Genomic DNA, 21,508 nt, shown 5'->3' on the forward strand with positions numbered 1-21,508 from the left:
GAGCGACCCCGGCCGCTACCACGCCGCGTCTAGCACCGTCCGCACGTCCGCGACCGTCGGGTCCAGCCCGGCTGGCACCGTCCCCATCAGTGCGTCGTCGACGACGCGGGCCGCCACGTCGTCGAGGTCGGCCCGAAAGAGGCCGTCGATGGTCCGCAGGCGGTCGGGCAGGCCGAGGTCGTCGCGCACGTCGGCCACCGCGTCGACGACGGCGTCGGCGACCGCCTCGTCGTCCAGGCCCCGCGTGTCGACGCCCAGCGCCTCCGCCAGCGCGTCACGGCGGCCGTCGACTTCGTCGAAGAGGTACCGGAGGACGTGCGGCGCGACGATACCGTGGACGACGCCCTGGTGGACCTCGTAGTTGCGGGAGAAGCCGTGACCGAAGGCGTGGATGATCGAGAGTTTGTACGCGCCGGGTGTCGAGACGCCGTACTGGACACAGACGATGCCGGCCAGCACCTCGTCGAGTCGGTCGGCGTCCATCGAGTCCTCGCGGAGCGTCGGCAGACCGGAGCGCAGGAGTCGCAGGCCGCGGGCCGCGGTGCCGTCGGTGACGGGGGTCGAGTTGCTGGTGTAGAGCGCTTCGATCCCCTTGTCGAAGCCGTTCATGGCCGACGCGGTCAGGACGGACTCGGGCGTCGTCCGGTAGAGGTCGGCGTCGTAACACAGCGCCGCGGGCATGAGGCGTTCGTCGCCGACGCCGCCGCTCGTCGGACGCTCCGCGGCGGGATCGAGCGCGAACGTCACGCCCGCGACGGTCGACAGATCGGCGCCGGCGAGCGTCGTCGGCACGGCGACGACCGGGAGCGGCGTCCCCGACTCGGCCTCGAGCGACTCGGTTTCGACTGCCCGCCGGGCGACCGTCTCGGGGGGCGCGTCGTGGGTCGTCAGTGTCGCCATCACCTTCGCGACGTCGAGCGAACTCCCGCCGCCGACGGCGATCAGCACGTCGGCGTCGACGGCGTGAGCACACTCGACGCCCTCGACGGCCGTCCCGAGGTATTTTTCGGGGGTCGTCTCGTCGAAGACGCCGGCCAGTCGGTCGCCCAACCCGTTCCGGATCGGGTCCATCACCGCCGGCGTCGCGCCGACGGTGGTGCCACAGACGACGAGCGCTCGTTCCCAGCCGTGACGCGCACAGATCCCGCTCAGGTCGGTCACACAGCCCGGCCGACACCGTATCTCTCCGGGCCGGTACGCGAACTCGAACCGTCGTCGATTCTCGGTCATCGTCACGACCAGCGTCGGCTCGGAGATAACCGTGGTCGTTACCGCGCGGCCTCGATGTCGTCGAGGACGTCGGGGTTCTCGATACTACTCATGTCGCCGAGGTCCTCGCCGCGGTAGATGGACTGGATGGCGCGTCGGATGATCTTCCCGCTCTGGGTCTTGGGGAAGGCGTCGACGAAGAGGACCTCGCGGGGCCGAAACGGCTTGCCGAGTTCCTCGCCGACCGTGGCTCGAATCCCCTCGCGCAGGTCGTCGCTCTCTTCCGCCCCGGCTTCGAGGACGACGTAGAGGACGACGGCAGTGCCGGTGGTGTCGTCGTCGGCACCGATGGCGGCGGCCTGATTTACCGCCTCGTGTTCCATCGCGGCGCCTTCCACCTCGGCAGGGCCGACTTTCCGACCGGCGACGTTGAGGGCGTCGTCGGCCCGGCCGTGGAGGAACCAGAAGCCGTCCTCGTCTTTCTGTGCCCAGTCGCCGTGGTCCCAGAGGTCCGGCCAACTGCTCCAGTACTCCTTGAGGTAGCGCTCGTCGCCGCTCCACAGCGACTTCGTCATGCTCGGACAGGAGTCACGGGCGACGAGGAAGCCGCGCTCGTGGGAGTCCGCGATGGAGTTACCCTTGCTGTCGATGATATCGATGTCCATTCCCAGTCCCGGACCGCCGAGAGTGCAGGGTTTGAGCGGACTGATCGGCATGGGCATGAGGAAACAGCCCATGATCTCCGTCCCGCCGGAGATGTTGATGATCGGGGTGTCGCCGCCGCCGATTTCCTCGTAGAACCAGAGCCAGGATTCGGGATCCCACGGCTCACCGGTCGATCCGAGCAACCGCAGACTGGAGAGGTCGTAGTCGTCGACCCACTCGTCGCCCCGCTTCCGGAGCGCCCGGATGGCCGTGGGCGAGATGCCGAACTGGGTGATGCCGTGGTCGTCGATCATCCGCCAGAACCGATCCGGTTCGGGGTGGTCTGGCGCGCCCTCGTACATGAACATCGTGCCGCCGTGGGCGTGAGTGCCCAGCAGCATCCACGGTCCCATCATCCAACCGATGTCGCTGACCCAGAAGAAGCGATCCGAGGGCCGAAGATCCATCCCGAAGTACACCTCCTTGGCCGCCTGCAGGAGGGCGCCGGCGTGGGTGTGGACGATCCCTTTCGGTTTGCCAGTCGTCCCCGAGGAGTAGAGCAGCATGGACTCGTGGCTCGCGTCCAGTGACTTCGTCTCGTAGTCGTCGCTCGCCTCGGCGACGGTCGACTCCCAGTGTTCGTCGCGGGTGTCGTCCCACGGAATCTCCTCGGCGCTCGCCAGACCGAGGCGGTCGTAGACGACGGTGTGTTCGACGTGCCCTGCCTGATCGATGGCCTCGTCGGCCGTCCCCTTCAGCGTCACGTGCTTGCCCCGCCGGTAGAAGCCGTCGCCCGTGAACAGGACGCTGGGTTCGGCGTCGCCGATGCGGGTGGCCGTCGCGTCGACGCCGAACCCGGAGAAGATGGGGACGGCGATGGCGCCCACCTTGAAACAGCCGTAGAGGATGGAGATCACTTCCGGGACCATCGGCATGTAGAGACCGACGGTATCGCCCGTTCCGACGCCACAGGACTCCAGATAGTTCGCCACCCGGTTGGCCTGGCGGTGCAGTTCGTGGTACGTGACCTCCCGGACGTCACCCGGTTCGCCCTCCCAGATGCAGGCGACCTTGTTGCGGGTCTCGGCGTCGGGGGCGGCGTGCCGGTCGAGGACGTTGTGGGCGGCGTTGAGTCGAGCGCCGGGGAACCACTCGGTGAACTGCGGTCCCTCGGCGTCGTTTCGAACCGCGTCGTACCCCTCGTCGAACTCGACGTCGAGGTAGTCGACGAGTTCGTCCCAGAACCAGTCGACACCGGACCGCGGTTCGCCCGGCACCGTCGAGGTGGTCCGTTCGATCAACTCGTCGTAGTCGTCGATGTCGTACGTCTGCATGAACTCCCAGACGTTGGTCGATTCGACGAACTCACGAGAGGGGTGATGAACCACCGTGTCCGTCCGTTTTTCGCGCTCCGGAGCCATGCTCCGAAGTCTACCACGAAGGGGTAATAGGTTTTTGCGTCGGGGCGGGAGATTCACTCCCCGAAGGCGTCGACGGTGAAGCCGTCGTCGACGGTCAGCACGCTCCCCGTGGTGTAACTGGCCGCGTCGCTGGCGAGGTAGATGGCTGCGCCGACGATTTCCTCCGGGTCGGCCATCCGTCCGTGGATCGTTCGACGCTCGATTTCGCGGTACCGGTCGGTGTCCTCGTCGTAGGTGCCCGCCGTCTGCTCCGAGCGGACGAATCCGGGTTTGATCGCGTTGACCCGGACGTCGGGGCCGAGTTCCTTCGCTGCGACCCGTGTGAAGGAGTCGATACCACCCTTCGCCGTGGTGTAGGGTACGAGATTCGGGATGGCCAACTGATTCGAGATGGAGGAGATGGCGATGATCGACCCCTCGTCCATCCGCTCGGCGAAGCTCTGTGTGGCCCGGTAGGTGCCGTCGAGTTGCACGTCGAACACCCGCTGCCAGTCCTCCTCGGTGCCGTCGGACAGGGCGGTCCGCGAGATGTAGCTCTGCGAGGTGACGAGTACGTCCACGCCGCCGAGTTCGTCGACGACGGTATCGCGCATCGTGGCGATGCTGTCCCGGTCGGTCACGTCGCAGGTCACCTCGACCGTCTCGGCGCCGAGATCACGGAGTTCGGCCGCCGTCTCCGCGACGTGCGCTTCGGTTCGGCTCGTCGCCACGACGTCGGCGCCGTCGGCCGCGAAGCCGCGGGCCAGGCCGCGACCGATTCCGCTCGTCCCGCCGATTACGACTGCGCGTTTCCCCTCGACCGTCACGGGTGTGTGTTCGTAGGTCACGGACGATCGGTCGGCGGTCGGCGACTTAGCCGTTGTCCTCGCGGCCGCCGCGACCCGCACTACTATGCCGGTCCCGGTCGTCCCTCGCTCACATGCGCGAGTTCGACAAGACCATCATCTCCTGTGCGGTGACCGGTGCGATTCACACGCCGACCATGTCTCCGCACCTGCCGATCACGGCCGAGGAAATCGCTTCGGAGGCCATCGCGGCCGCGGAGGCGGGGGCGAGCATCGTCCACGTCCACGTCCGCGACGAGGAGACCGGGGAGCCGATCACCGACCTCGACCTGTTCCGCGAGGTGGCCGAGACGATCGCGGACGGCTGTGACGCGGTCGTCCAGCCGACGACCGGCGGGGCACCGACCATGCCACCCGAGGAACGCATCCGGGTCGTGCCCGAACTCGAACCCGAGATGGCCTCCTGCAACATGGGGTCGATCAACTTCGGGCTCTACCAGTTGGTCGAGAAGTACGACGAGTTCGAGTTCGACTGGGAGCCGGAGTATCTCGACGGAACCCGCGACCTGATCTTCCAGAACACCTTCGAAGACCTGGAGACCATCCTCCCCGTCTTCGACGACCACGGAACCAAACCCGAACTCGAAGTGTACGACGTGGGCCACCTCTACAACGCGAAACACATGGTGGATCGCGGCCTCCTGCGAACGCCCCTGCACATCCAGTTCGTCATGGGTATCCACGGCGGTATCGGTGCGAGCGCCAAGAACCTGACCCACCTCGTCGACGTGGCTGACGACCTGTTCGGCGACGAGTTCACCTTCTCCGTCATCGGCGCGGGGCGCAACGAGTTCCCCCTCGGCACGCAGGCCGTCTCGATGGGCGGACACGCCCGCGTCGGCCTAGAGGACAACCTCTATCTCGAACGCGGCCGCCTCGCCGAGAGCAACGCCGAGTTGGTCGAGAAGATGGTCCGACTCACCCGCGAGGTGGCGGGCCGCGAAATCGCGACGCCGTCCGAGACCCGCGAGATCCTCGGCCTGAAAGGGGCGTCGGCGACGAACTTCTAACCGACGACGGTCCCCGACGCCGTAAGAAAACCCTTAGTACGGTCCCTCGGGTAGGCGGAGCTATGCTCTGGGAGAACACCGACCATTCGGCGAGCGAGGCGACGCTCCAGTACACGATGGAGCCGAAAGAGTACGAGAACCGGTTTCTCCCGTACGACGTTCTGACGAACCTCGCGCACGTGACGATGCTGAACCGACAGGGGTTCGTCAGCGACACGGAGCTGTCGGAGCTTCGGGCGGCGCTCACCGATCTCTACCGCGAGGCCGAGGAAGTCGAGGGTGAGGACGTCCACACCTTCGTCGAGGAACGAGTCACCCGGCGGACCGAGGCGGGGAAGAAGATGCACCTGGCCCGGTCGCGCAACGATCAGATCTTCGTCGACACCCGTCTGTTCATGAAGGACGCGACCATCGACATCGCCGACCGCATCCTCGGCCTGATCGCCGCCCTCGACGAGTTCGCAGCGGAGAAGAACATGCTGATCCCGGGGTACACCCATCAGCAGCAGGCGATGCCCTCCTCGACCGGGCTGTGGGCGTCGAGCTACGCCGACGCCCTCGTCGACGACCTGAGGTCCCTCCGTGCGACCTACCGCATCATCGACTCGAACCCCCTCGGCGCCGCCGCCTCCTACGGCACCAGCCTCGACATCGACCGCGACCTGACGACCGAACTGCTGGGCTTCGCGACGAAACAGTACAACCCCATCTACTGCTCGAACCGCGGGAAACAGGAGTTGCAACTCCTCCAGACGCTCGACCTGGTGATGCTCGATATCCAGAAGATGGCCGAGGACCTCATCAACTTCTCCGAAGATCAGCAGTTCTTCCAGTTGCCCGACGAGTACTGCACCGGTAGCAGCATCATGCCCCAGAAGCGTAACCCGGACATCCTGGAACTCGCACGGGCGAAAGCCGAGGAGGTGTCGGCGGGGAAAGAGACGATTCGACGGATCATCGGCAAACTGCCGAGCGGCTACAACCGGGACAGCCAGCAGACGAAAAAACACCTGATCGAGGGCATCGACACGGTGCGGGCGACGGTCGACATCCTCACAGCCCTGATCGAGGCGCTGGAACTCTCGGACGACTTCACCGTCGACGAGGGCATCTTCGCCGCCTACACCGCGAACCGGAAGGTCAAGGAGGGGATGCCGTTCCGCGACGCCTACCACGAGGTCAAATCCAGCGAGGAGTACGAGGTTCACGACGACGTCGCCGACCCGGTGCGGCAACCCATCGGCGACCTGCCGGAGTTCTGGGCCGCCGAGCGCGAAAGCTTCGACGAGATGTCGGCACGGCTGTTGACTGCGGAGTGACGTCCAAAACGGCGGCCGCGTCCGTCCCGAACCCGACGGTCACCTCGCGCCTTACAGCGTGTGTTCGTCGTCCGACTCGTTGCGGATGGCGGGGTCCTGCTGATCGTCGACCACCTGCGTGAACAGGTCCTCGTCGGTCGTCTGATTCGGCGACTCGTCGGTGGTGTACGCCGACACGCCCAGCGAGAGCAGTTCCTCGACCGCCTGATCCCGGTTGATGAACTCCCCCTCGTCGACGAGTTGTCTGATCTCGATGTCCACGTCGTCCGGCAACGAAATTTCCGCGGAAGGCATACCGCCCACTCAGGTGTTCATCCGTGTTAAAAACCCGGTTTCGGCAACGTCCACGATCACGTCGCTGTCCGCCCCTGATCGCCGCACGCCGGCCGACTGCACCCGTCTCCGTCCCTGCGCTCGAACATGTTCGCACCCAGGTCGAGGGGCCGTCGGGGCGTAGGGCCGCGTATGTCAACCGTGCCCGGTGATCTCGACACGGATCGCCAACCCCCGCTCTCGGTCCCGCTGTGGCACTTCGTCGTCGCGTTGGTCTTCCTGCTTACCGGTGCAGTGCTGGGCGTCACCGACGCCCTCGGCGTCGCGCCGGGGCTCGCGCGTCTCGCTCACCTCCACCTGCTGTTGGTCGGCTTCGTCTGTCTCACCATCGCCGGCGCGATGACACAGTTCGTCCCCGTGTGGTCCGGGACGACGCTGCACTCCCGACGACTGGCTCAAGCGCAGTTGTGGCTCGTCGTCGGGGGCCTCCTCGGCCTCGTCGCCGCATTCCTGAGCGGCCGTGTGGCGATGCTTCCGCCGTTCGGCGCACTCCTGCTCGTGGGTTTCTGGACGTTCGCGTACAACGTCGGCCGGACGCTCGCGAGAACGCGACCACTCGACGTGACCGAACGTCACTTCGCCGCGGCGCTCGGCTTCTTCCTGACGCTGACGCCCCTCGGGCTCACACTGGCGACCGACTTCGTCACGCCCGTCTTCGTCGGCACGGGCGTCTCCCGCGGCGGCGTCGTCGCGGCCCACGCCACGCTGGCCGTCTTCGGTGCCGTCCTGACTACCGTCTTCGGCGCCCTCTACCAGCTCGTGCCGATGTTCGGCCAGACGGGGTTACGGGGGGTCGACCACGCCCTGCAGCGGTTCGAGACGGTCGTCTATCCGGCCGGCGTCGTCGTCCTCGCGGTCGGCCGCCTCGTCGCGTCGGCGCCGCTGGCGCGCCTCGGCGCCGTCCTCCTGCTCGCCGGGTTCCTCGCCTTCGTCGTCGTCCTCGGCCGGCTCCTCCTCGACGCGCGCACGGACCGGTCGCCGATGCTGGTCCGGTACGCCCTGCTCGCGCCGGCCGCGCTCGCGTGGGCGCTGCTCGCCGCTCCCGCGTGGCTCCGTGACCCGCTGGCCGCGACGGGCCGGTTCGGCGCTCCCGGCACGGCCCACCTGCTCGCCCTCCTCCTCCTCTTCGTCCTCCTCGGGACGCTGTATCACGTCGTCCCATTCCTCGTCTGGATCCACCGCTACAGCGACCGACTCGGCTTCGAGGACGTCCCGCTGATCGACGACCTCTACGACGGCCGCCTCGCGACTACCGACCTCGTCCTCGTCGCCGGCGGCGGCGCACTCCTCGTCGCCGGCGACGCGTTCGCGCACCCCCTGCTGACCCTCGGCGGCGGACTGGCCCTCTTCGGAGGGCTCTCCGTCTTCGCCGCGAACCTGCTGCTCGTCCTGTGGCGACACGCGCCCGACTCGCTCCGCCGCGATGCCCGTGATCCGGCCCGAGACTGACGTCACAACGGGGTCGTGGGACCGCCCGCCGCTCCGCCACGGTCCGTCTCCGCGACGGGGCCGGCCTCCTGAAACGACGCCTCCAGATCGGCGAGCCGACCGTTGATCCGGTCGCTCGCCTCATGCATCGGGGCGACACGGACGCGCACGAGGGAGAACTCGTGAGGTGGCCCGACATCGTCAGCGTTCCAGGCCCGGAACGACGCCGTCGCCAGCGTGTCGCTCTGCGGGCAGAACTCGGTGGTCGGGGTGAACTCAGCGCGCAGGACCGACGGGTCGTCGGCGTCGACGGCGTAGCGGTAGCCCGCGTCCGGATGCCGGGCGTCGAGGTTCAGGCGCGCGAGGTTGTAGCCGAAGGTGACGTCGTAGACGGAGCGGGCTTCGAAGCGCGTACGAGTCAGGCGGTGGAAGGCGGCGTGGTCGGGGCCGGTCAGCACCGCGTGGCCGTCGAGGAACGGTCCCGGACTAGGCAGGTGCGCCGACTCGAACGAGTCGTCGTCGTCGAAGTCGTCGTCGCCGCTCAACCAGGGACGGGGCACGATGGTCATGGCTACGCTAGTGTACGGCGGCGCGGCACCTACCCCTGATCACGAACGTCTTCGTCCGGGAGGAACAGGCGACCGACCGCCGCGGGAGCGGTCGACGACGAGTCGTCGGTCGCCTGGCGGGCGGGAACGAGGACGCCGGCCACGATGCGTTCGGCCATCCGCGCGACGACCCGTCGCTCGGCCGGCGAGAGGGCGTCGAGGTTCGCAAACGCCGTCGCGAGTTCCCGGCGTGCGACGGCGACGCCGCGGTCACGGAGGCGCCGGTCCAGGCGCTCGGCGTCCGGTCGCGCGTCGCCCGCCGAGTCGCCGTCGGTCACCGTCTCCGGGCGTTGGTCCGCAGTCGCGTGGGCGTCGAGGATTGGTTGCGTCGACACGGATCAGACACCCTGACGCGGTTCGTGACTCTCGGGAAGCGGTCCGTCGTAGCCGTCCGGAACGTAGGCACACAGCGGATCGCTCGCCAGCGGATCGCCCGTCTCGGCGTACGCCCGTGACCGACTCCCGCCACAGACACCTCGGAACTCGCAGGCGCCGCACTTCCCGCGGAGGGCGTCGGGGTCCCGGAGGTCGGTGAACAGGTCGGCGGTCCGGTAGCAGTCCACGAGCCCCGTCTCGCGAACGTTGCCGGCCGACACAGGGAGAAAGCCCGACGGGAACACATCGCCGACGTGGCTGACGAACGCGAAGCCGTCGCCGGCCGTGATACCGACCCGGCGGCCGATGGCGTCGACCGCGTCGCCGTCGCCCGCTTCCCCGTCCCGTCGCTGGAGGGCGACCCGACGGTAGTGGGGCGCCTCGGTGGTCTTGATTCCGAAGTCCGCGGTCGCCTCCACGTCGACCAGCCACTCCATCACCCGTTCGGCGCGCGCGGGGTCGATGGCGTCGAGGACGGCGCCGCGACCGATGGGGACGAGGAAGAACACGGACCACAGCACGGCGTCCAGGTCCGCCACCAGGTCGCGGATCGCCGGGAGTTCCCCGACCGTCTCGGCACAGACGGTCGTGTTGATCTGGAGCGGCAGGCCGGCCTCGCGGGCCGCCTCGGCCGCCCGGACGGTGGCGTCGAAGCTCCCGGGCTCGCCGCGGAACTCGTCGTGGGCGGCCCGCGACCCGCCGTCGACGCTCACGGCGAGGCGCCGGGCGCCCGCCTCGGCGAGGGCGTCGACGCGCTCGGGGGTCAGCGACGCCGTCCCGCTGGGGGTGAGCGTCATCAGGAGGCCCTGCTCGGCGCCGTACTCCACGAGTTCGACGGTGTCGTCGCGGGCGAGCGGGTCGCCCCCCGAGAGGACGACCAGTTGGTTCTCGCCGAAGCGGCGGGCCTCGTCGAGGAGCGCCTTCCCCTCCGCCGTCGTGAGTTCGTCGGGGTGGCGCTCCGGTTGGGCGTCCGCCCGGCAGTGCTTGCACGTGAGCTCGCACGCCCGCGTGAGTTCCCACACGAGGACGAACGGCCGTCGGTCGGTGTCGATGGCGCTCGGGTGCATCTTAGCGGTGGACGCGGGTGACGTGCCCGCCACAGCCACACCGGTCGACGTACTCGACGGTCACGTCGTCGAACGCCGCCCGGAGTTCGACGTGGAGATACGTCGAAGGGTGACCGTGGTCGCCGTGGGTCACGAGGTTGACGTGAGTGCCCGGTGCGGTGGCGGCTACCGCGTCGAGTGACTCCTCGACCATGAGATCACGGTCGGCGGCGTGTTCGGGACCTTCGAGATTCGCCGACCACGACGTCTCGTGGACCGGTTCCGCGGTCGGATCGTCACCTGTGGTCTCCATACCTGCGGGTTGTCGGTGCGTCACCCAAAGCGATGGCCCGAACACGTTCGGCTCGTCACGCAGCGAGGGAGTCGAGATAGTCGAACTGCGCGTCGAGTTCGCGCCGTCGCTGTCGGCTGACCACCGTGGCGTCGAGTAACTCGCCGACGAGCGCCACGTCGAGGGCGAAGTTCGTCTCCGCCTCGACGCGGACGCCCACCTCGCCCGCGTCTTCGAGGCGGTAGACCGTGCGCATGGACTCGAAGAGGCCGTCGCACTGTTCGTAGGCGAGGACGGCGTCCGGCAGGTCGATGATTCCGAGCGTCAACTGAATCTCGGCGATGCCTACCCGGTTGGTGATTCGAATCTCGTCGCCCTCGACGACCACCTCGTCGAAGCCGGCCGCACGCATGAACGGTTCGACGTCCGTAATCGCGTCGCTGAGTGTCGACTCGGGTGCCGAAATCGTCCGCGAGACGGTAACTGTTTCCATGGGAACGTTCACTCGCGTGAGCCTCAAGAACCCCGGACACGGTGAGCCCCGTGGCGAACCCGTTCGGGACAAACGCCTCCCTGGAGGTCCCCCAATTGAAGCGTATGTCAGGCGTCGAATCGCTACTGGCCGAGACGAGTGCCCCACCGACGGACCGACACGAGTTGCTCGACGTGCGCGACCTGCCGCCCCCGGAGCCGCTGAAGCGGACGCTGGAGACACTGGCCGAACTCGGAGACGACGGCGTGGTCGTACAGGTGAACGACCGGGTGCCCCAACACCTGTTCCCCCGCCTGGACGACCGCGGGTTCGCCTACGACACCGTCGAGCGTGAGGACCGCGTGGTGACGGCCATCTGGAGCGAGTGACGGCCACCCCGTACCCGTGGATTTTTACCGACCGACCGCTACCTGCCCGGTAATGAAGGAATCCCTGATGGAGATCCTCTGTGACCCACTCGACAAGAGCGACCTCGAACTCGAAGTGGACGAGCGAGACGGCGAGGAGATCATCGAGGGCCGCCTGATCGGGACCGTCACGGGCGAGGTGTACCCGATCGAAGACGGCATCCCGAACCTGCTGCCGCCGGATATGCGCGACGACTGAGACGGATCGTCGTAACTGGATATCGGTGGTTCGGCCGACCACCACGGCGAAGTACCGGTACTGACCTACGACGGCTACCGTCCCACTGTCATCGAACGGCCTGAAGTTTTTTCGTCCCTGGGTGTGACCTCCGTCCTGTGACACCGGTGTTGCTCGTCGAGTTGAACCGTGGGAAGCTTCACGACGTCGAAGCGCCTGCTGAGTTCGCGACGGCCGAACCGTTCTCGGTCGAACTCCGCAACCACGGCGAAGCCGTCCACGTCCACGTCCGCGCCGACGACGCGCTGTCGGCGGTCGCACGCATCGACGCCGACGGTAATCTTTTCGTCGAGCGCGATACCACCCGATCGGTCCCCGTCGGCGTCAGCGACGTCGACTCGCCAGTCACGGGCACGCTCGAGATCGCCACCGGCTACGGCTCGGAGACCAGTTCCGTCGAAGTGACCGTCGAACCCGCCGACGACGGGGGAGCGGTCGACGTCGACGAGACGCTCTCGCGGCCGCCGGAGTCGGACCGGGAGACGGAGTCGGTCCCGCTGAGCCAGCGACTCTCCCGGGGACTCCCCGGCCGTCGAGTGATTCCCGTTCTGTTGTTGGGACTCGTCGCCGTCGGCGTCGCCGCCGCCGTCGCGAACGCCGTCCGCAGTCCGTTGGTACTCGTCGGCGCCGGCGTCGTCGGCGGCGCCGTCCTCGTCGCCATCGTCGTCCTGTTCCAGTGAACCGCCGGCCGGCGGCGTTTTGAGGCTGGGCCCCCGATGGTGGGCATGGTCCCGTTGGAGATGGGCTGGCGACACCTGTTGTTCGAGAACTACCCGGTCGACCCGGCCGTCGTCGACGCACACCTCCCCGACCCGTTGGCAGTCGACGAGTTCGACGGCGACGCGTGGCTCTCCGTGGTACCGTTTACCAACGTCGCCGTGCGTCCCCGCGGAGTGCCGGCCCGGTTCGGCATGGCGCTGCCGGAACTCAACCTCCGAACGTACGTCACCTGCGACGGACAGCCCGGCGTCTACTTCTTCAATCTCGACGCCGAGGGACTCCTCGGCGTCGTCGGGGCGCGCCTCTTCCAGCACTTGCCGTACTACTACGCTCACATCTCGCTCGACGTGGCCGACGGCGAGGTGGCGTTCACCAGCCACCGACGCCACCCAGGTGCCCGCCCCGCGGCCTACGAGGCGACCTATCGTCCCACCGACGATCACTTCCGGGCGCCCGAGGATCCGCTGGCCAGATTTCTCGTCGAACGCTACCGGTTCTACACGCAGTCGCCCGACGGCACCCTCCGCTACGCCGACGTGGAGCACGAACCGTGGACGCTCTCTCCCGCGACGGCGGCCGTCGAACGGAACACGCTGTTCGAAGCCGACGGCTTCGCGCACCCGTCGTCGACGCCGATCCGGTACTACAGCCCGGGCGTCGACGTGACGGCCTCACGGAGCAAGTCCTGGTGACGATGACCGGGGACGGGACGGGCGACGACGCGACGCCGGACGGCCCGGTGTTGCTGTTCGACGGGGTCTGCAACCTCTGTAACGGCGTGGTCCAGTTTCTCGTCCGGCGCGACCCGGCCGGCCGCATTCGTTACGCGCCCCTCCAGTCGGACTCGGGGCAGGCGTTGCTGGAGCGAGCCGGGCTGGCCGGTGACGACATGGACACCGTAGTCCTCGTCGAGGGTGACCGGGCGTACACGAAGTCCGGTGCCGCCATCCGCGTGGCGGAACTGCTCGGGTGGCCCTACCGCCTCGCCCGTCTGGGCCGTCTCGTTCCGCGGCGGCTTCGGGACGCACTCTACGACATCGTCGCCGCCAACCGCTACGGCTGGTTCGGGCGGAAGGAGCGGTGCATGGTCCCGGACGAGGACGTGAGCGACCGCTTCCTCGACTGACGGTGGGCCACGGACGGCGGCCCACGCGGCACGTCCACCGGTTCCCCGGAAGCATTTTAGTCGGGTCGGCCACAGGACCGTGTATGACAGCGACCGACGACGCGGACGCGGACCGTATCCTCGAGGACATCACCGTCGTCGACCTGACGACGTTCGTCACCGGAGGGTTCGCGACGCTGATGTTGGCGAATCAGGGCGCCGAGGTCATCAAGGTCGAACGCCCCGAACTCGGAGACGACAACCGTCACTCCGGCCCGCCGTTCGTCGAACCCGATCCCGACTACGACGGCCCCGGACGAACCGCCGACGAGAACGGCGAGTCCCCGTACTTCTGGACCATCAACTACGACAAGTTGAGCGTCGAACTCAACCTCAAGACCGACTCGGGGTTGGCGGCCCTCTACGACCTGGTCGAGGAGGCGGACGTGGTCGTCGAGAACTTCCGACCGGGTACCGCGGAGCGTCTCGGCGTCGGCTACGACGACCTGCGAGCGGTGAACGAGGACCTGGTGTACTGTTCCATCTCGGCGTTCGGCGAGACGGGGCCGTGGAGTAGTCGCCCGGGCTACGACCTGCTGGTGCAGGGGACGAGCGGCATCATGAGCGTCACCGGCCCCGAGGACGGCGACCCCGTCAAGGTGGGGCTCCCACAGACGGACCTCATTACCGGTATGTGGGCGGCCTTCGGCATCGTGGGGTCGCTCTTCCGACGGGAACTCTCGGGCGAGGGCGACCGAGTCGAAATCGGGATGCACGACGCCGCGCTCCCGTGGCTGACCAAACAGGCCGGCAAGGCGTTCGTCGGTGAGGAACCAACGCGGATGGGGACGAAAGATCCCGTCCTCGCACCGTATCAGACGTACCCGACCGCCGACGGCTACCTCAACGTCGGCTGTGCGAACCAGAAGCTCTGGGCCGAACTCTGTGAGGCCATCGACCGCCCCGACCTGATCGACGACGACCGCTTCGCCACCAACCCGGACCGCGTCGACAACATGGACGCACTCGAAGCAGAACTCTCGGCCGTGTTCAGGGACCGCACCACCGAGGAGTGGGTGGACCTCTTGGCCGACGAGCACGGCCTGCCGGTCGGCCCGGTCTACGACGTGCCGAAGGCACTCGACAACGAGCAGACCGACGCGCGTGACGTAATCCGAGAGGTCGACCACCCGGCCCTCGGGACGGTGCCAGTGATCGAGCATCCGCTCAACTACGAACACGCGGAGGCCGGCTTCGACGGCGCGCCGCCCCTCCTGGGCGAGGACACCGAGGCGATCCTTCGCGAACTCGGCTACGACGACGACGACCTGGCGACCCTGCGGGCGGACGGGGCCATTCCGGGCGACGACTGAGCGAACACGGACCGCGTGGCTCGTACCACCCGGACACTTATGCACAGTCCGGTAGATGAGACCATGTACCAAACTGATGAGTGCGTCCTCCGAACGGATACGCGTCCTGCACGTCGATGACGACCCCGACTTCGGAGAGATGGTTGCCATCTACCTCGAACGGGAGGACGACCGTCTCGACGTCGGGACGACGACGAGCCCCGACGAGGCGCTAGAGCGACTCGGTGACGGCGTCGACTGCATCGTCTCCGACCACGAGGTGGCCGGGAGGGAAGGCATCGAGTTCCTGACCACCGTCCGCGAGTCGTACCCCGACCTCCCGTTTATCCTCTTTACCGGCAAGGGGTCCGAGGAAGTCGCCAGCGAAGCTATCTCCGCCGGAGTCACCGACTACCTCCAGAAGCGGGCCGGCACGAAGCAGTACGAACTGCTCGCGAACCGCATCGTCAACGCCGTGGCTGCGTATCGATCCGATCGGATGCTGTCGGAGCGGACTCGTCGGCTGGAGACGCTCATCAGCAACCTCCCGGGGATGGTCTATCGGTGTCGGAACGAGGAGGGGTGGCCGATGACGACCGTCGAGGGAGAAGTCGAGGAACTCACCGGCTACGACCCCGAGACGTTGGAGCGAAACGGGACGATGTGGGGCGAGTCCGTCGTCCATCCCGACGACCGGACCTCGATCTGGGAGACCGTCAAGGAGGCGCTGTCGCGGGACGGGACCTTCGAGGTCACCTATCGGATCGTAACCGCTGACGGGACCGTCAGGTGGATGTGGGAGCGCGGCCGCGCCGTGGACACGGACGAGGGCGACGTGGCGGCTCTGGAGGGGTTCATCACCGACATCACCGAGCGGAAAACCCGCGAACGGAAGCTACGACGCTACGAGCGGATGGTGAACACGATGCAGGGATCGGCCTGTATCTACGACGAAGACGGACGGTTCGAGGTGGTAAACGAGTACCTCGCGGAGTTCTACGGGACGACGCCCGACGACCTGGAGGGCCAACCGAGCCACCTCGTGCCGATGATTCGCGACGACGCCGAGGGAGACCCTTATCGAGAACTGCTCGACGGCGAGCGAGCGGAAATCAACGGCGAAATCGCGGGGGAGTTCCCGAATGCGGGCTACGCGGTGCTGTCGTATCGGCTCGCGCCGCTGGTCGTCGAGGGCACCGTCGAGGGCGTCGTCGGTGTCACTCGCGAGATCACCGATCTCAGGGAACGCGAGTCGAGACTCCGGAGCGAGCGGGAGAAGGTGCAGCGACTCCTCGAAACCAGTCCAGTCGGTATCGCTATCGTCGCCCCGGACGGGACCATCGAACGCGCGAACGAACACGCCGAGGAGACGCTGGGGCTCTCGCGTTCGGACATCACCGGCCGGGCCTACGACGACCCGGCGTGGCGGATCGTCGACGAGAACGGCGACTCGATCCCGAGCGAGGACCTTCCCTTCAGGCGCGTCGTCGAGGTGGGAGAGCCGGTATCCGGCTACGAACACGGCATCGAACTCCCCGACGGGCAGCGGCGGTGGCTCTCGATCAACGCTGCCCCACTGTTCGCGGCCGACGGCGACATCGAGGCGGTCGTCACGGTCATCATGGACATCACCGACCGTCGCGAGCGGGAAGCCAAACTCAGGCGCCGCGCCGAGGAGCTAGAGACCGTCAGCGGCAAACTCGAAGAACAGTACCGCTACCTCTTCGAGGAAGCGCCGGTCATGGGCGTCGCCACCCGTGCCGAGGATGACCGCCCGATCATCGTGGACTGCAACCAGCGATTCGTCGAAACCGTCGGCTACGAGAAATCGGCGCTCCTGGGCCGGGACCTCTCGGAGCTCTACACCCCGAACTCCCGGCGCAAACTGCTCGACGAGGGCTGCTTCGACCGCGTGCTGACCGGCGACCCCGTGAACGCCGACCGAGACCTGGTCACCGCCGACGGCACGGTCGTCGAGACGCTGTTACGGGCCGTCCCGCGACGCGACGCCAACGACGACATCGTCGGCACGTTCGCGTTCTACATCGACGTCACCGAACGGAAAGAGTTGCAACGGAAGAAAGAGCGACTGGACGAGTTCACCAGCATCGTCTCCCACGACCTGCGGAACCCCCTGAACGTCGCCCAGGGCCAGGCGAAACTCGCCCGAGAGACCGGCGAGTTGGAGAACCTCGACGCCGTGATCCGGGCGCACGAACGGATGCAGACGCTGATCGACGACCTGCTCACGCTCGCCCGGAGCGGGCAACAGATCGACCGTCTGAATCCGATTTCGCTCGGGGATCTGGCAGAAACCTGCTGGCTCAACATCGAGACGGACGCGGCGACGCTCGTCGTCGACGCCGACGTGACGATCCGAGCCGACCGGAACCGCCTCCAGCAACTGCTGGAGAACCTGATGCGGAATTCGATCGAGCACGGGTCGACCGTTCCCCGCCCGGGAACTCGCGGGGACAGCGTGGAGCGTGACTCCACGAGCAGTCGGACGGAGGCCGACGACGGCGGCGGAAGCGGCGGCGTCACCGTCACCGTCGGCGAACTCCCTAACGGCTTCTACGTCGAGGACGACGGCTCGGGCATCCCCGAGGCGAACCGTGAAACCATCTTCGAGGCCGGCTTCTCCACGGCCGAGGACGGCACCGGCTTCGGGCTGAGCATCGTCGAACAAGTTGCCGAGGCACACGGCTGGACCGTCCGTGCCACCGACGGGAGCGACGGCGGGGCACGATTCGAGATGACGGGCGTCGAGTTCGTCGAGGCGTGAGTGGGGTGGTCGCGAGGACGCCGCTCGTCCTCCGCGCCGCAACTCCACACCGGCTCTTCGCGCGCTCCGCCTTCGGTGTGGGGGGCAGATTCGAACGACGCCAGAGAACTCGTGCTTGCGGCGCAGAACCTCGGTCTCCCTCGAATCCTTCCCGCTTTCCCGGTCGATGCCGGGTCCGGATTTGAGCCAGAGAACGGCGCGAAGCGGAGTGACCGTGGTTCAAATCCGCTGTGCGCACTTCCGGCTCTCACGTTCGTCCGAGCCGAGAAGTGCGCGGGACCGGATTTGAACCACGCCCGAGAACCTGCGCCTTCGGCGCAGAACCTCGGTCTACCACAAATCCGGCCTGCTCGTTCGTCGCTTCGCTCCTCACTGCGCGGGACCGGATTTGAACCGGCGGACCCCTACGGGACAGCGTCCTAAGCGCTGCGCCTTTGGCCTAGCTTGGCTACCCGCGCGCACGACGAACCATTGCCGCCGAGTCGGGTAAGTAGCTGTCGCTCCGCTCGGATGTTTAAGTGGGCGGCCGGCCAACGGACGTGTATGTACCGTGCCCGCGACCGGGTCGACAACGAGGAGTGGGTCGCTCGCCTGACACGGGCCGCCGATGGTCTCGAACTCGGTGCGGAGGCCCGGTCGAACGCAGTCGATCTGTTTCTCTCCAACGTCCCCGGCGAGGAGCGATCGAAACCCGCGGTGGCGGCCGCCAGCCTCTACGCCGGGGCGCTCATCGCCGGCGAGGAACGGTCGCAGGGCTCGGTCGCCGCCGCGATGGACGTGACGCGTCTCAGTGTCCAGCAACGGTGGAAGGACTTGCTGGAGGACTCCGGCTTTCGCCCGCCCGAGTGGTGATCAGTCCGTCTCGGGCGTTCGCTCGGGGGTGAGATTGCCGTGGCGGTCGATTTCGCCGCGAACGATCCGTGTCGAGGAGATGCGCTCGCCGTCCTCGGCGGGGACGTGGTCGACGACGTCGATACGGAGGGGTGCGAGCCCGTGCGCTTCGCGGATTTCGTTGATGCGTTCGGCGCCGGCCCGGGTCTCCGGCGAGACGACGATGGCGTCGAAGCCGGCCTCGGTCGCGATACCGGTCGGCTCCTCGAGCCGTCGAATCTCGTAGGTACGGCCGTGATCAGCCGCGAGGGAGGCGAGTTCGGCGTCGACGTCCGCTCGCCGGTCCGCGAACGGACGAACGCGCCGGGGGACCTTGCGCGTCTCGGTAGCGAGGTCGTCACTCGTGAGACCGACGGTGACGTCGCCGAGTTCGAAGGCCCGGTCGAACAGGGCACGGTGTCCGTCGTGAACCGGGTCGAACGTCCCACCAAGCGCGACCTGCATGTCCGCTTCCACGAATCGGCGAGACTTAAACAGGTCGACTCACGGAACCGTTACTCGTCGGCGTCTTCGACGGTGATTCGAACCGGCTCCGTGTCCGTCTCGCCGTCGGCGTCGTCCTCCTGATCCCCGTTCAATCGCCGGTCGAGGTTGAACACGGCGTTCAACTGCTCTTGCACCTGACCGACCACGCCGTGAACGAGGGCACTCGGCGCGATGGCCTCGTACTCGTACGGGTTGTTGCCGGCACCCGCGCTCTCGCGTTTGTGGCGTTCGACCGTCTCCTCCTCGTTGAGCTGGGCCAGCGCCTCCCGGACCGTGCTGGGGTAGAGTCCGGTCCCCTCGGCGACTTCGTCGCTCGTCGAGCCGGGATGCTGTCTGAGGTAGACGTAAATTCGGGCGCGGGTCTCGGTGTCCAGCACCCACGCCAACAGGTCGACGACCCCTTCGTCGAACTCCGTGACCGCCCGGTCTGCCTCGGCCTCCAGTCGCTCGCGAGCCGACACGCCGTCCTCGGCGTCCGACCCGTCGTCCACGTCGAGCCGTTCGGAGCCGTTCTCTTCAGACATATGTTCTCGCCGGAAGGTCAGAACCCGGCGGACAAAAGGTTTGCTCCGCTCAGGACAGCACGAGGGACTCGCGAAGGGCGTCCGCGCCCTCCTCGTCGAGCAGGCGTCGCTGGGTAGCCGCCCCGCTCGGCGTGTCGATTACCTCGCGGATACCGTCGACGCCGAGGCGTTCGCTCTCGTTCTCGACGAACGTTCCGAGTGGGACGGTATCCTCGCCCGAACGAGTGACGAAGGAGGCGTCGTGGCCGTAGCGCATCGCCCGCCACTTGTTCTCGTCGAGGAACTCGCGACGGAGGCTGGGGAGTGTCTCCCCGTCGTCGTAGCGCTCCGCCAGGTCGAGGACCAGGGCGTGGACGTACTCGACGACTGCGAGAACCCGGTCGGGGTCGGCCTGCGCGTCGGGGGTGCGCACCTCCACCGTCCCGTGGCCGGTGTGTGGGCGCACGTCGTACCAGAGTTCGCCACGGTCGTTGATCGACCCCGTCTCGACCATGCGCCGCTCGAACGACTGGTACGCTTCGAAATCCTCGAACGCCGTCGGGATACCCGTGTTGGGGAGGTTCTCGAACACTTTCGCACGTGCGGAGGCCAGTCCGGTGTCGAAGCCGTTCCAGAACGGAGAGTTGGCCGCGAGCGCGAGGATCGGCGGGAGATACCACCGCAGGTGATTGGCGATCCAGGTCGCCTTGTCGGCGTCGTCGACGCCGACGTGGACGTGCAGTCCCGCCGTCGTATTGCGGTGCTGTGGATACTGAATCCGGTCGAGTTGGGCGCGGTAGCGTTCCTTGGTCGCGTGGTCGAGTTCCCGCCACTTGGCCGTCGGGTGGAGACCGGCGGCCGCGATTCGGTAGCCGTGGTCGGCCGCGTGGTCGACGAGTGCCTCCCGCACCGTCGCCAGTTTCGCGGCCGCGTCCGCCGGCCGCTCGATCAGCGGGGTTTGTGTCTCGATGGTGAACTGGAACAGTTCGTGGTCGAGACGGTCGACCAGCGGGTCGGGTGGGTCACTCCCGTAGATCAAGTCGTCGATTCCGGCGGTCGGGTGTCCCGCCTCGTCGACGATGTAGAACTCCTCTTCGATCCCGAGCGTACCCATCCGCTCGAACGCGTCCCGCGAGCCGATATCCATCGACGGCTCGTTCGATGCCGTCGATTAAATAAGTCGTGGACGCGGAACCGGCGCCTCGTCACGCCTCGCCTCCTGTAATCATTCGGAGATGTTTCCCGGCGACGGCGGTCCACGGTGGTGGCGAGAGTGGACCGCGCCGGCCGTCGATTTCCGGCGACGCCGAAACCCGACCGGCGGCCGAGCGGGTGGGAGCGTCGAGCACCGACACTCGTCGTTTTCGGCAGTATCAGCGGATGGTGACGTTCCACGGCTGGACCGTCACGTGGCGCGATACCGCCGTCGGGAGACGTCCGCGAAGCCGAGAAGCGGGGACTGTGGACGTCGATTCCGGCGCCCGTGCAGCATCGTGTCCCTCCACGGAAGACATATAAGCGTCGAGATATAAATGGGAGGTGACGATGCACGATTTGACCGGCTTCCAGCGAGATCTCCTGTACGTGATCGCCGGCCTCGACGAACCGCATGGCCTGGCGATCAAAGAGGAACTCGAGGACTACTACGAGAGCGAGATCCACCACGGCCGACTGTATCCGAATCTCGACACGCTGGTCGAGAAGGGACTCATCGACAAGGGACAACGCGACCGGCGGACCAACTACTACACGTTGACGCGTCGCGGTCGGCGGGAACTCGAAGCACGTCGGGAGTGGGAAGATCAGTACGTCTCCGACCTGATCGAAGAAGCGACGCCCGCCTGATCGGAAAGAACGAGCCGCGTTCGTCGGGGTGGGGGGACACCCCGGTCGGCGCCGTGCCTCCGACGCGGCGCACCTCCTAGGATCTCTATCGATATCAAATTCGCGGGCGTGTGCGTCGCCGGCACCCACCCACTCGTACGGATTGTTGTAAC

At 67.2% G+C, this 21,508-nt stretch carries 24 protein-coding genes and 1 tRNA gene; 12 read left to right on the top strand and 13 right to left on the bottom strand.

Annotation, left to right across the window (positions count from 1 at the left end):
* Positions 1–15: 15 nt before the first annotated feature.
* Genes V8686_RS12175 through V8686_RS12185 form a run of 3 tightly spaced genes read right to left on the bottom strand, consistent with a single transcriptional unit; the run spans position 16 to position 4,102 of the window.
* Positions 16–1,230, bottom strand: a complete 1,215-nt coding sequence (locus V8686_RS12175) for an iron-containing alcohol dehydrogenase family protein (protein ID WP_379704503.1) — start codon at positions 1,228–1,230, stop codon at positions 16–18.
* A 38-nt stretch (positions 1,231–1,268) separates the two neighbouring features.
* Positions 1,269–3,275, bottom strand: a complete 2,007-nt coding sequence (locus tag V8686_RS12180) for an AMP-binding protein (RefSeq protein ID WP_379704505.1) — start codon at positions 3,273–3,275, stop codon at positions 1,269–1,271.
* 53 nt (positions 3,276–3,328) lie between these two features.
* Positions 3,329–4,102: an SDR family NAD(P)-dependent oxidoreductase gene (locus V8686_RS12185; RefSeq protein WP_379704507.1), complete on the bottom strand. Its 774-nt coding sequence runs from the start codon at positions 4,100–4,102 to the stop codon at positions 3,329–3,331.
* 92 nt (positions 4,103–4,194) lie between these two features.
* Between V8686_RS12185 and V8686_RS12190 the strand changes: the two genes are divergently transcribed.
* Both V8686_RS12190 and argH read left to right on the top strand, forming a co-directional pair.
* On the top strand, positions 4,195–5,130 hold the full coding sequence (locus V8686_RS12190) for a beta-keto acid cleavage family enzyme (RefSeq protein WP_379704509.1): 936 nt from the start codon (positions 4,195–4,197) through the stop codon (positions 5,128–5,130).
* A 62-nt stretch (positions 5,131–5,192) separates the two neighbouring features.
* Positions 5,193–6,449 carry an argininosuccinate lyase gene (gene argH, locus V8686_RS12195; protein WP_379704511.1) on the top strand — a complete coding sequence of 419 codons (1,257 nt, stop codon included), beginning with the start codon at positions 5,193–5,195 and terminating at the stop codon, positions 6,447–6,449.
* A 51-nt stretch (positions 6,450–6,500) separates the two neighbouring features.
* Here argH and V8686_RS12200 read toward each other — a convergent pair whose 3' ends face one another.
* Positions 6,501–6,743 (bottom strand): DUF7120 family protein, encoded by a 243-nt coding sequence (locus V8686_RS12200; protein ID WP_379704513.1) that lies wholly within the window; start codon positions 6,741–6,743, stop codon positions 6,501–6,503.
* 171 nt (positions 6,744–6,914) lie between these two features.
* Between V8686_RS12200 and V8686_RS12205 the strand changes: the two genes are divergently transcribed.
* Entirely contained in the window at positions 6,915–8,231 is a 1,317-nt protein-coding gene (locus V8686_RS12205; protein ID WP_379704515.1) for a hypothetical protein, read from the top strand.
* A 2-nt stretch (positions 8,232–8,233) separates the two neighbouring features.
* On the opposite strand, the gene V8686_RS12210 is transcribed toward V8686_RS12205, so the two are convergent.
* Genes V8686_RS12210 through V8686_RS12230 form a run of 5 tightly spaced genes read right to left on the bottom strand, consistent with a single transcriptional unit; the run spans position 8,234 to position 11,024 of the window.
* Positions 8,234–8,779: a hypothetical protein gene (locus tag V8686_RS12210; RefSeq protein ID WP_379704517.1), complete on the bottom strand. Its 546-nt coding sequence runs from the start codon at positions 8,777–8,779 to the stop codon at positions 8,234–8,236.
* Positions 8,780–8,808: 29 nt separating this feature from the next.
* Positions 8,809–9,153, bottom strand: a complete 345-nt coding sequence (locus V8686_RS12215; RefSeq protein ID WP_379704519.1) for a hypothetical protein — start codon at positions 9,151–9,153, stop codon at positions 8,809–8,811.
* Positions 9,154–9,156: 3 nt separating this feature from the next.
* Positions 9,157–10,260, bottom strand: coding sequence for a TIGR04053 family radical SAM/SPASM domain-containing protein (locus V8686_RS12220; protein WP_379704521.1), 1,104 nt, complete (start codon positions 10,258–10,260; stop codon positions 9,157–9,159).
* A 1-nt stretch (position 10,261) separates the two neighbouring features.
* Positions 10,262–10,552, bottom strand: coding sequence for a CGCGG family putative rSAM-modified RiPP protein (locus V8686_RS12225; protein ID WP_379704523.1), 291 nt, complete (start codon positions 10,550–10,552; stop codon positions 10,262–10,264).
* A gap of 55 nt (positions 10,553–10,607) precedes the next feature.
* Positions 10,608–11,024: an SRPBCC family protein gene (locus tag V8686_RS12230; RefSeq protein WP_379704525.1), complete on the bottom strand. Its 417-nt coding sequence runs from the start codon at positions 11,022–11,024 to the stop codon at positions 10,608–10,610.
* Between the two features lie 104 nt (positions 11,025–11,128).
* Here V8686_RS12230 and V8686_RS12235 point away from each other — a divergent pair, with 104 nt between their 5' ends.
* The 7 genes from V8686_RS12235 (at position 11,129) to V8686_RS12265 (ending at position 17,631) form a co-directional block, all read left to right on the top strand.
* A complete protein-coding gene (locus tag V8686_RS12235; protein WP_379704527.1) occupies positions 11,129–11,392 on the top strand; it encodes a DUF2249 domain-containing protein in 264 nt (87 codons plus the stop codon).
* A 52-nt stretch (positions 11,393–11,444) separates the two neighbouring features.
* Positions 11,445–11,630, top strand: a complete 186-nt coding sequence (locus V8686_RS12240; RefSeq protein WP_251343626.1) for a methytransferase partner Trm112 — start codon at positions 11,445–11,447, stop codon at positions 11,628–11,630.
* Between the two features lie 137 nt (positions 11,631–11,767).
* Positions 11,768–12,349, top strand: coding sequence for a DUF7524 family protein (locus V8686_RS12245; RefSeq protein WP_379704529.1), 582 nt, complete (start codon positions 11,768–11,770; stop codon positions 12,347–12,349).
* Between the two features lie 45 nt (positions 12,350–12,394).
* Positions 12,395–13,081, top strand: a complete 687-nt coding sequence (locus V8686_RS12250) for a YqjF family protein (RefSeq protein WP_379704531.1) — start codon at positions 12,395–12,397, stop codon at positions 13,079–13,081.
* A gap of 2 nt (positions 13,082–13,083) precedes the next feature.
* The gene (locus V8686_RS12255) at positions 13,084–13,515 is read left to right on the top strand and encodes a thiol-disulfide oxidoreductase DCC family protein (RefSeq protein ID WP_379704533.1); all 432 of its coding nucleotides are present in this window, start codon (positions 13,084–13,086) and stop codon (positions 13,513–13,515) included.
* An 83-nt stretch (positions 13,516–13,598) separates the two neighbouring features.
* Complete coding sequence (locus V8686_RS12260) at positions 13,599–14,867, top strand: CaiB/BaiF CoA transferase family protein (protein ID WP_379704535.1); 1,269 nt, start codon at positions 13,599–13,601, stop codon at positions 14,865–14,867.
* Positions 14,868–14,943: 76 nt separating this feature from the next.
* Positions 14,944–17,631 carry a PAS domain S-box protein gene (locus V8686_RS12265; RefSeq protein ID WP_379704537.1) on the top strand — a complete coding sequence of 896 codons (2,688 nt, stop codon included), beginning with the start codon at positions 14,944–14,946 and terminating at the stop codon, positions 17,629–17,631.
* A 373-nt stretch (positions 17,632–18,004) separates the two neighbouring features.
* On the opposite strand, the gene V8686_RS12270 is transcribed toward V8686_RS12265, so the two are convergent.
* A tRNA-Leu gene (locus tag V8686_RS12270) sits at positions 18,005–18,089 on the bottom strand.
* An 85-nt stretch (positions 18,090–18,174) separates the two neighbouring features.
* Here V8686_RS12270 and V8686_RS12275 point away from each other — a divergent pair.
* A complete protein-coding gene (locus V8686_RS12275; protein WP_379704539.1) occupies positions 18,175–18,483 on the top strand; it encodes a cyclin family protein in 309 nt (102 codons plus the stop codon).
* Here the strand turns inward: V8686_RS12275 and V8686_RS12280 are convergent, their stop codons facing one another.
* The 3 genes from V8686_RS12280 to V8686_RS12290 are packed head-to-tail and all read right to left on the bottom strand — an operon-like array spanning position 18,484 to position 20,658.
* A complete protein-coding gene (locus V8686_RS12280; protein ID WP_379704541.1) occupies positions 18,484–18,966 on the bottom strand; it encodes a phosphopantetheine adenylyltransferase in 483 nt (160 codons plus the stop codon).
* Between the two features lie 50 nt (positions 18,967–19,016).
* Entirely contained in the window at positions 19,017–19,532 is a 516-nt protein-coding gene (locus V8686_RS12285; RefSeq protein ID WP_379704542.1) for a helix-turn-helix domain-containing protein, read from the bottom strand.
* Between the two features lie 49 nt (positions 19,533–19,581).
* Complete coding sequence (locus V8686_RS12290) at positions 19,582–20,658, bottom strand: glutamate--cysteine ligase (RefSeq protein ID WP_379704544.1); 1,077 nt, start codon at positions 20,656–20,658, stop codon at positions 19,582–19,584.
* Positions 20,659–21,056: 398 nt separating this feature from the next.
* On the opposite strand from V8686_RS12290, the gene V8686_RS12295 reads away from it, so the two are divergent.
* Entirely contained in the window at positions 21,057–21,356 is a 300-nt protein-coding gene (locus tag V8686_RS12295) for a PadR family transcriptional regulator (protein ID WP_114586111.1), read from the top strand.
* Positions 21,357–21,508 lie beyond the last annotated feature (152 nt).

This window comes from Haloplanus litoreus, from assembly GCF_045690335.1.
Classification (GTDB): Archaea; Halobacteriota; Halobacteria; order Halobacteriales; family Haloferacaceae; genus Haloplanus; species Haloplanus litoreus.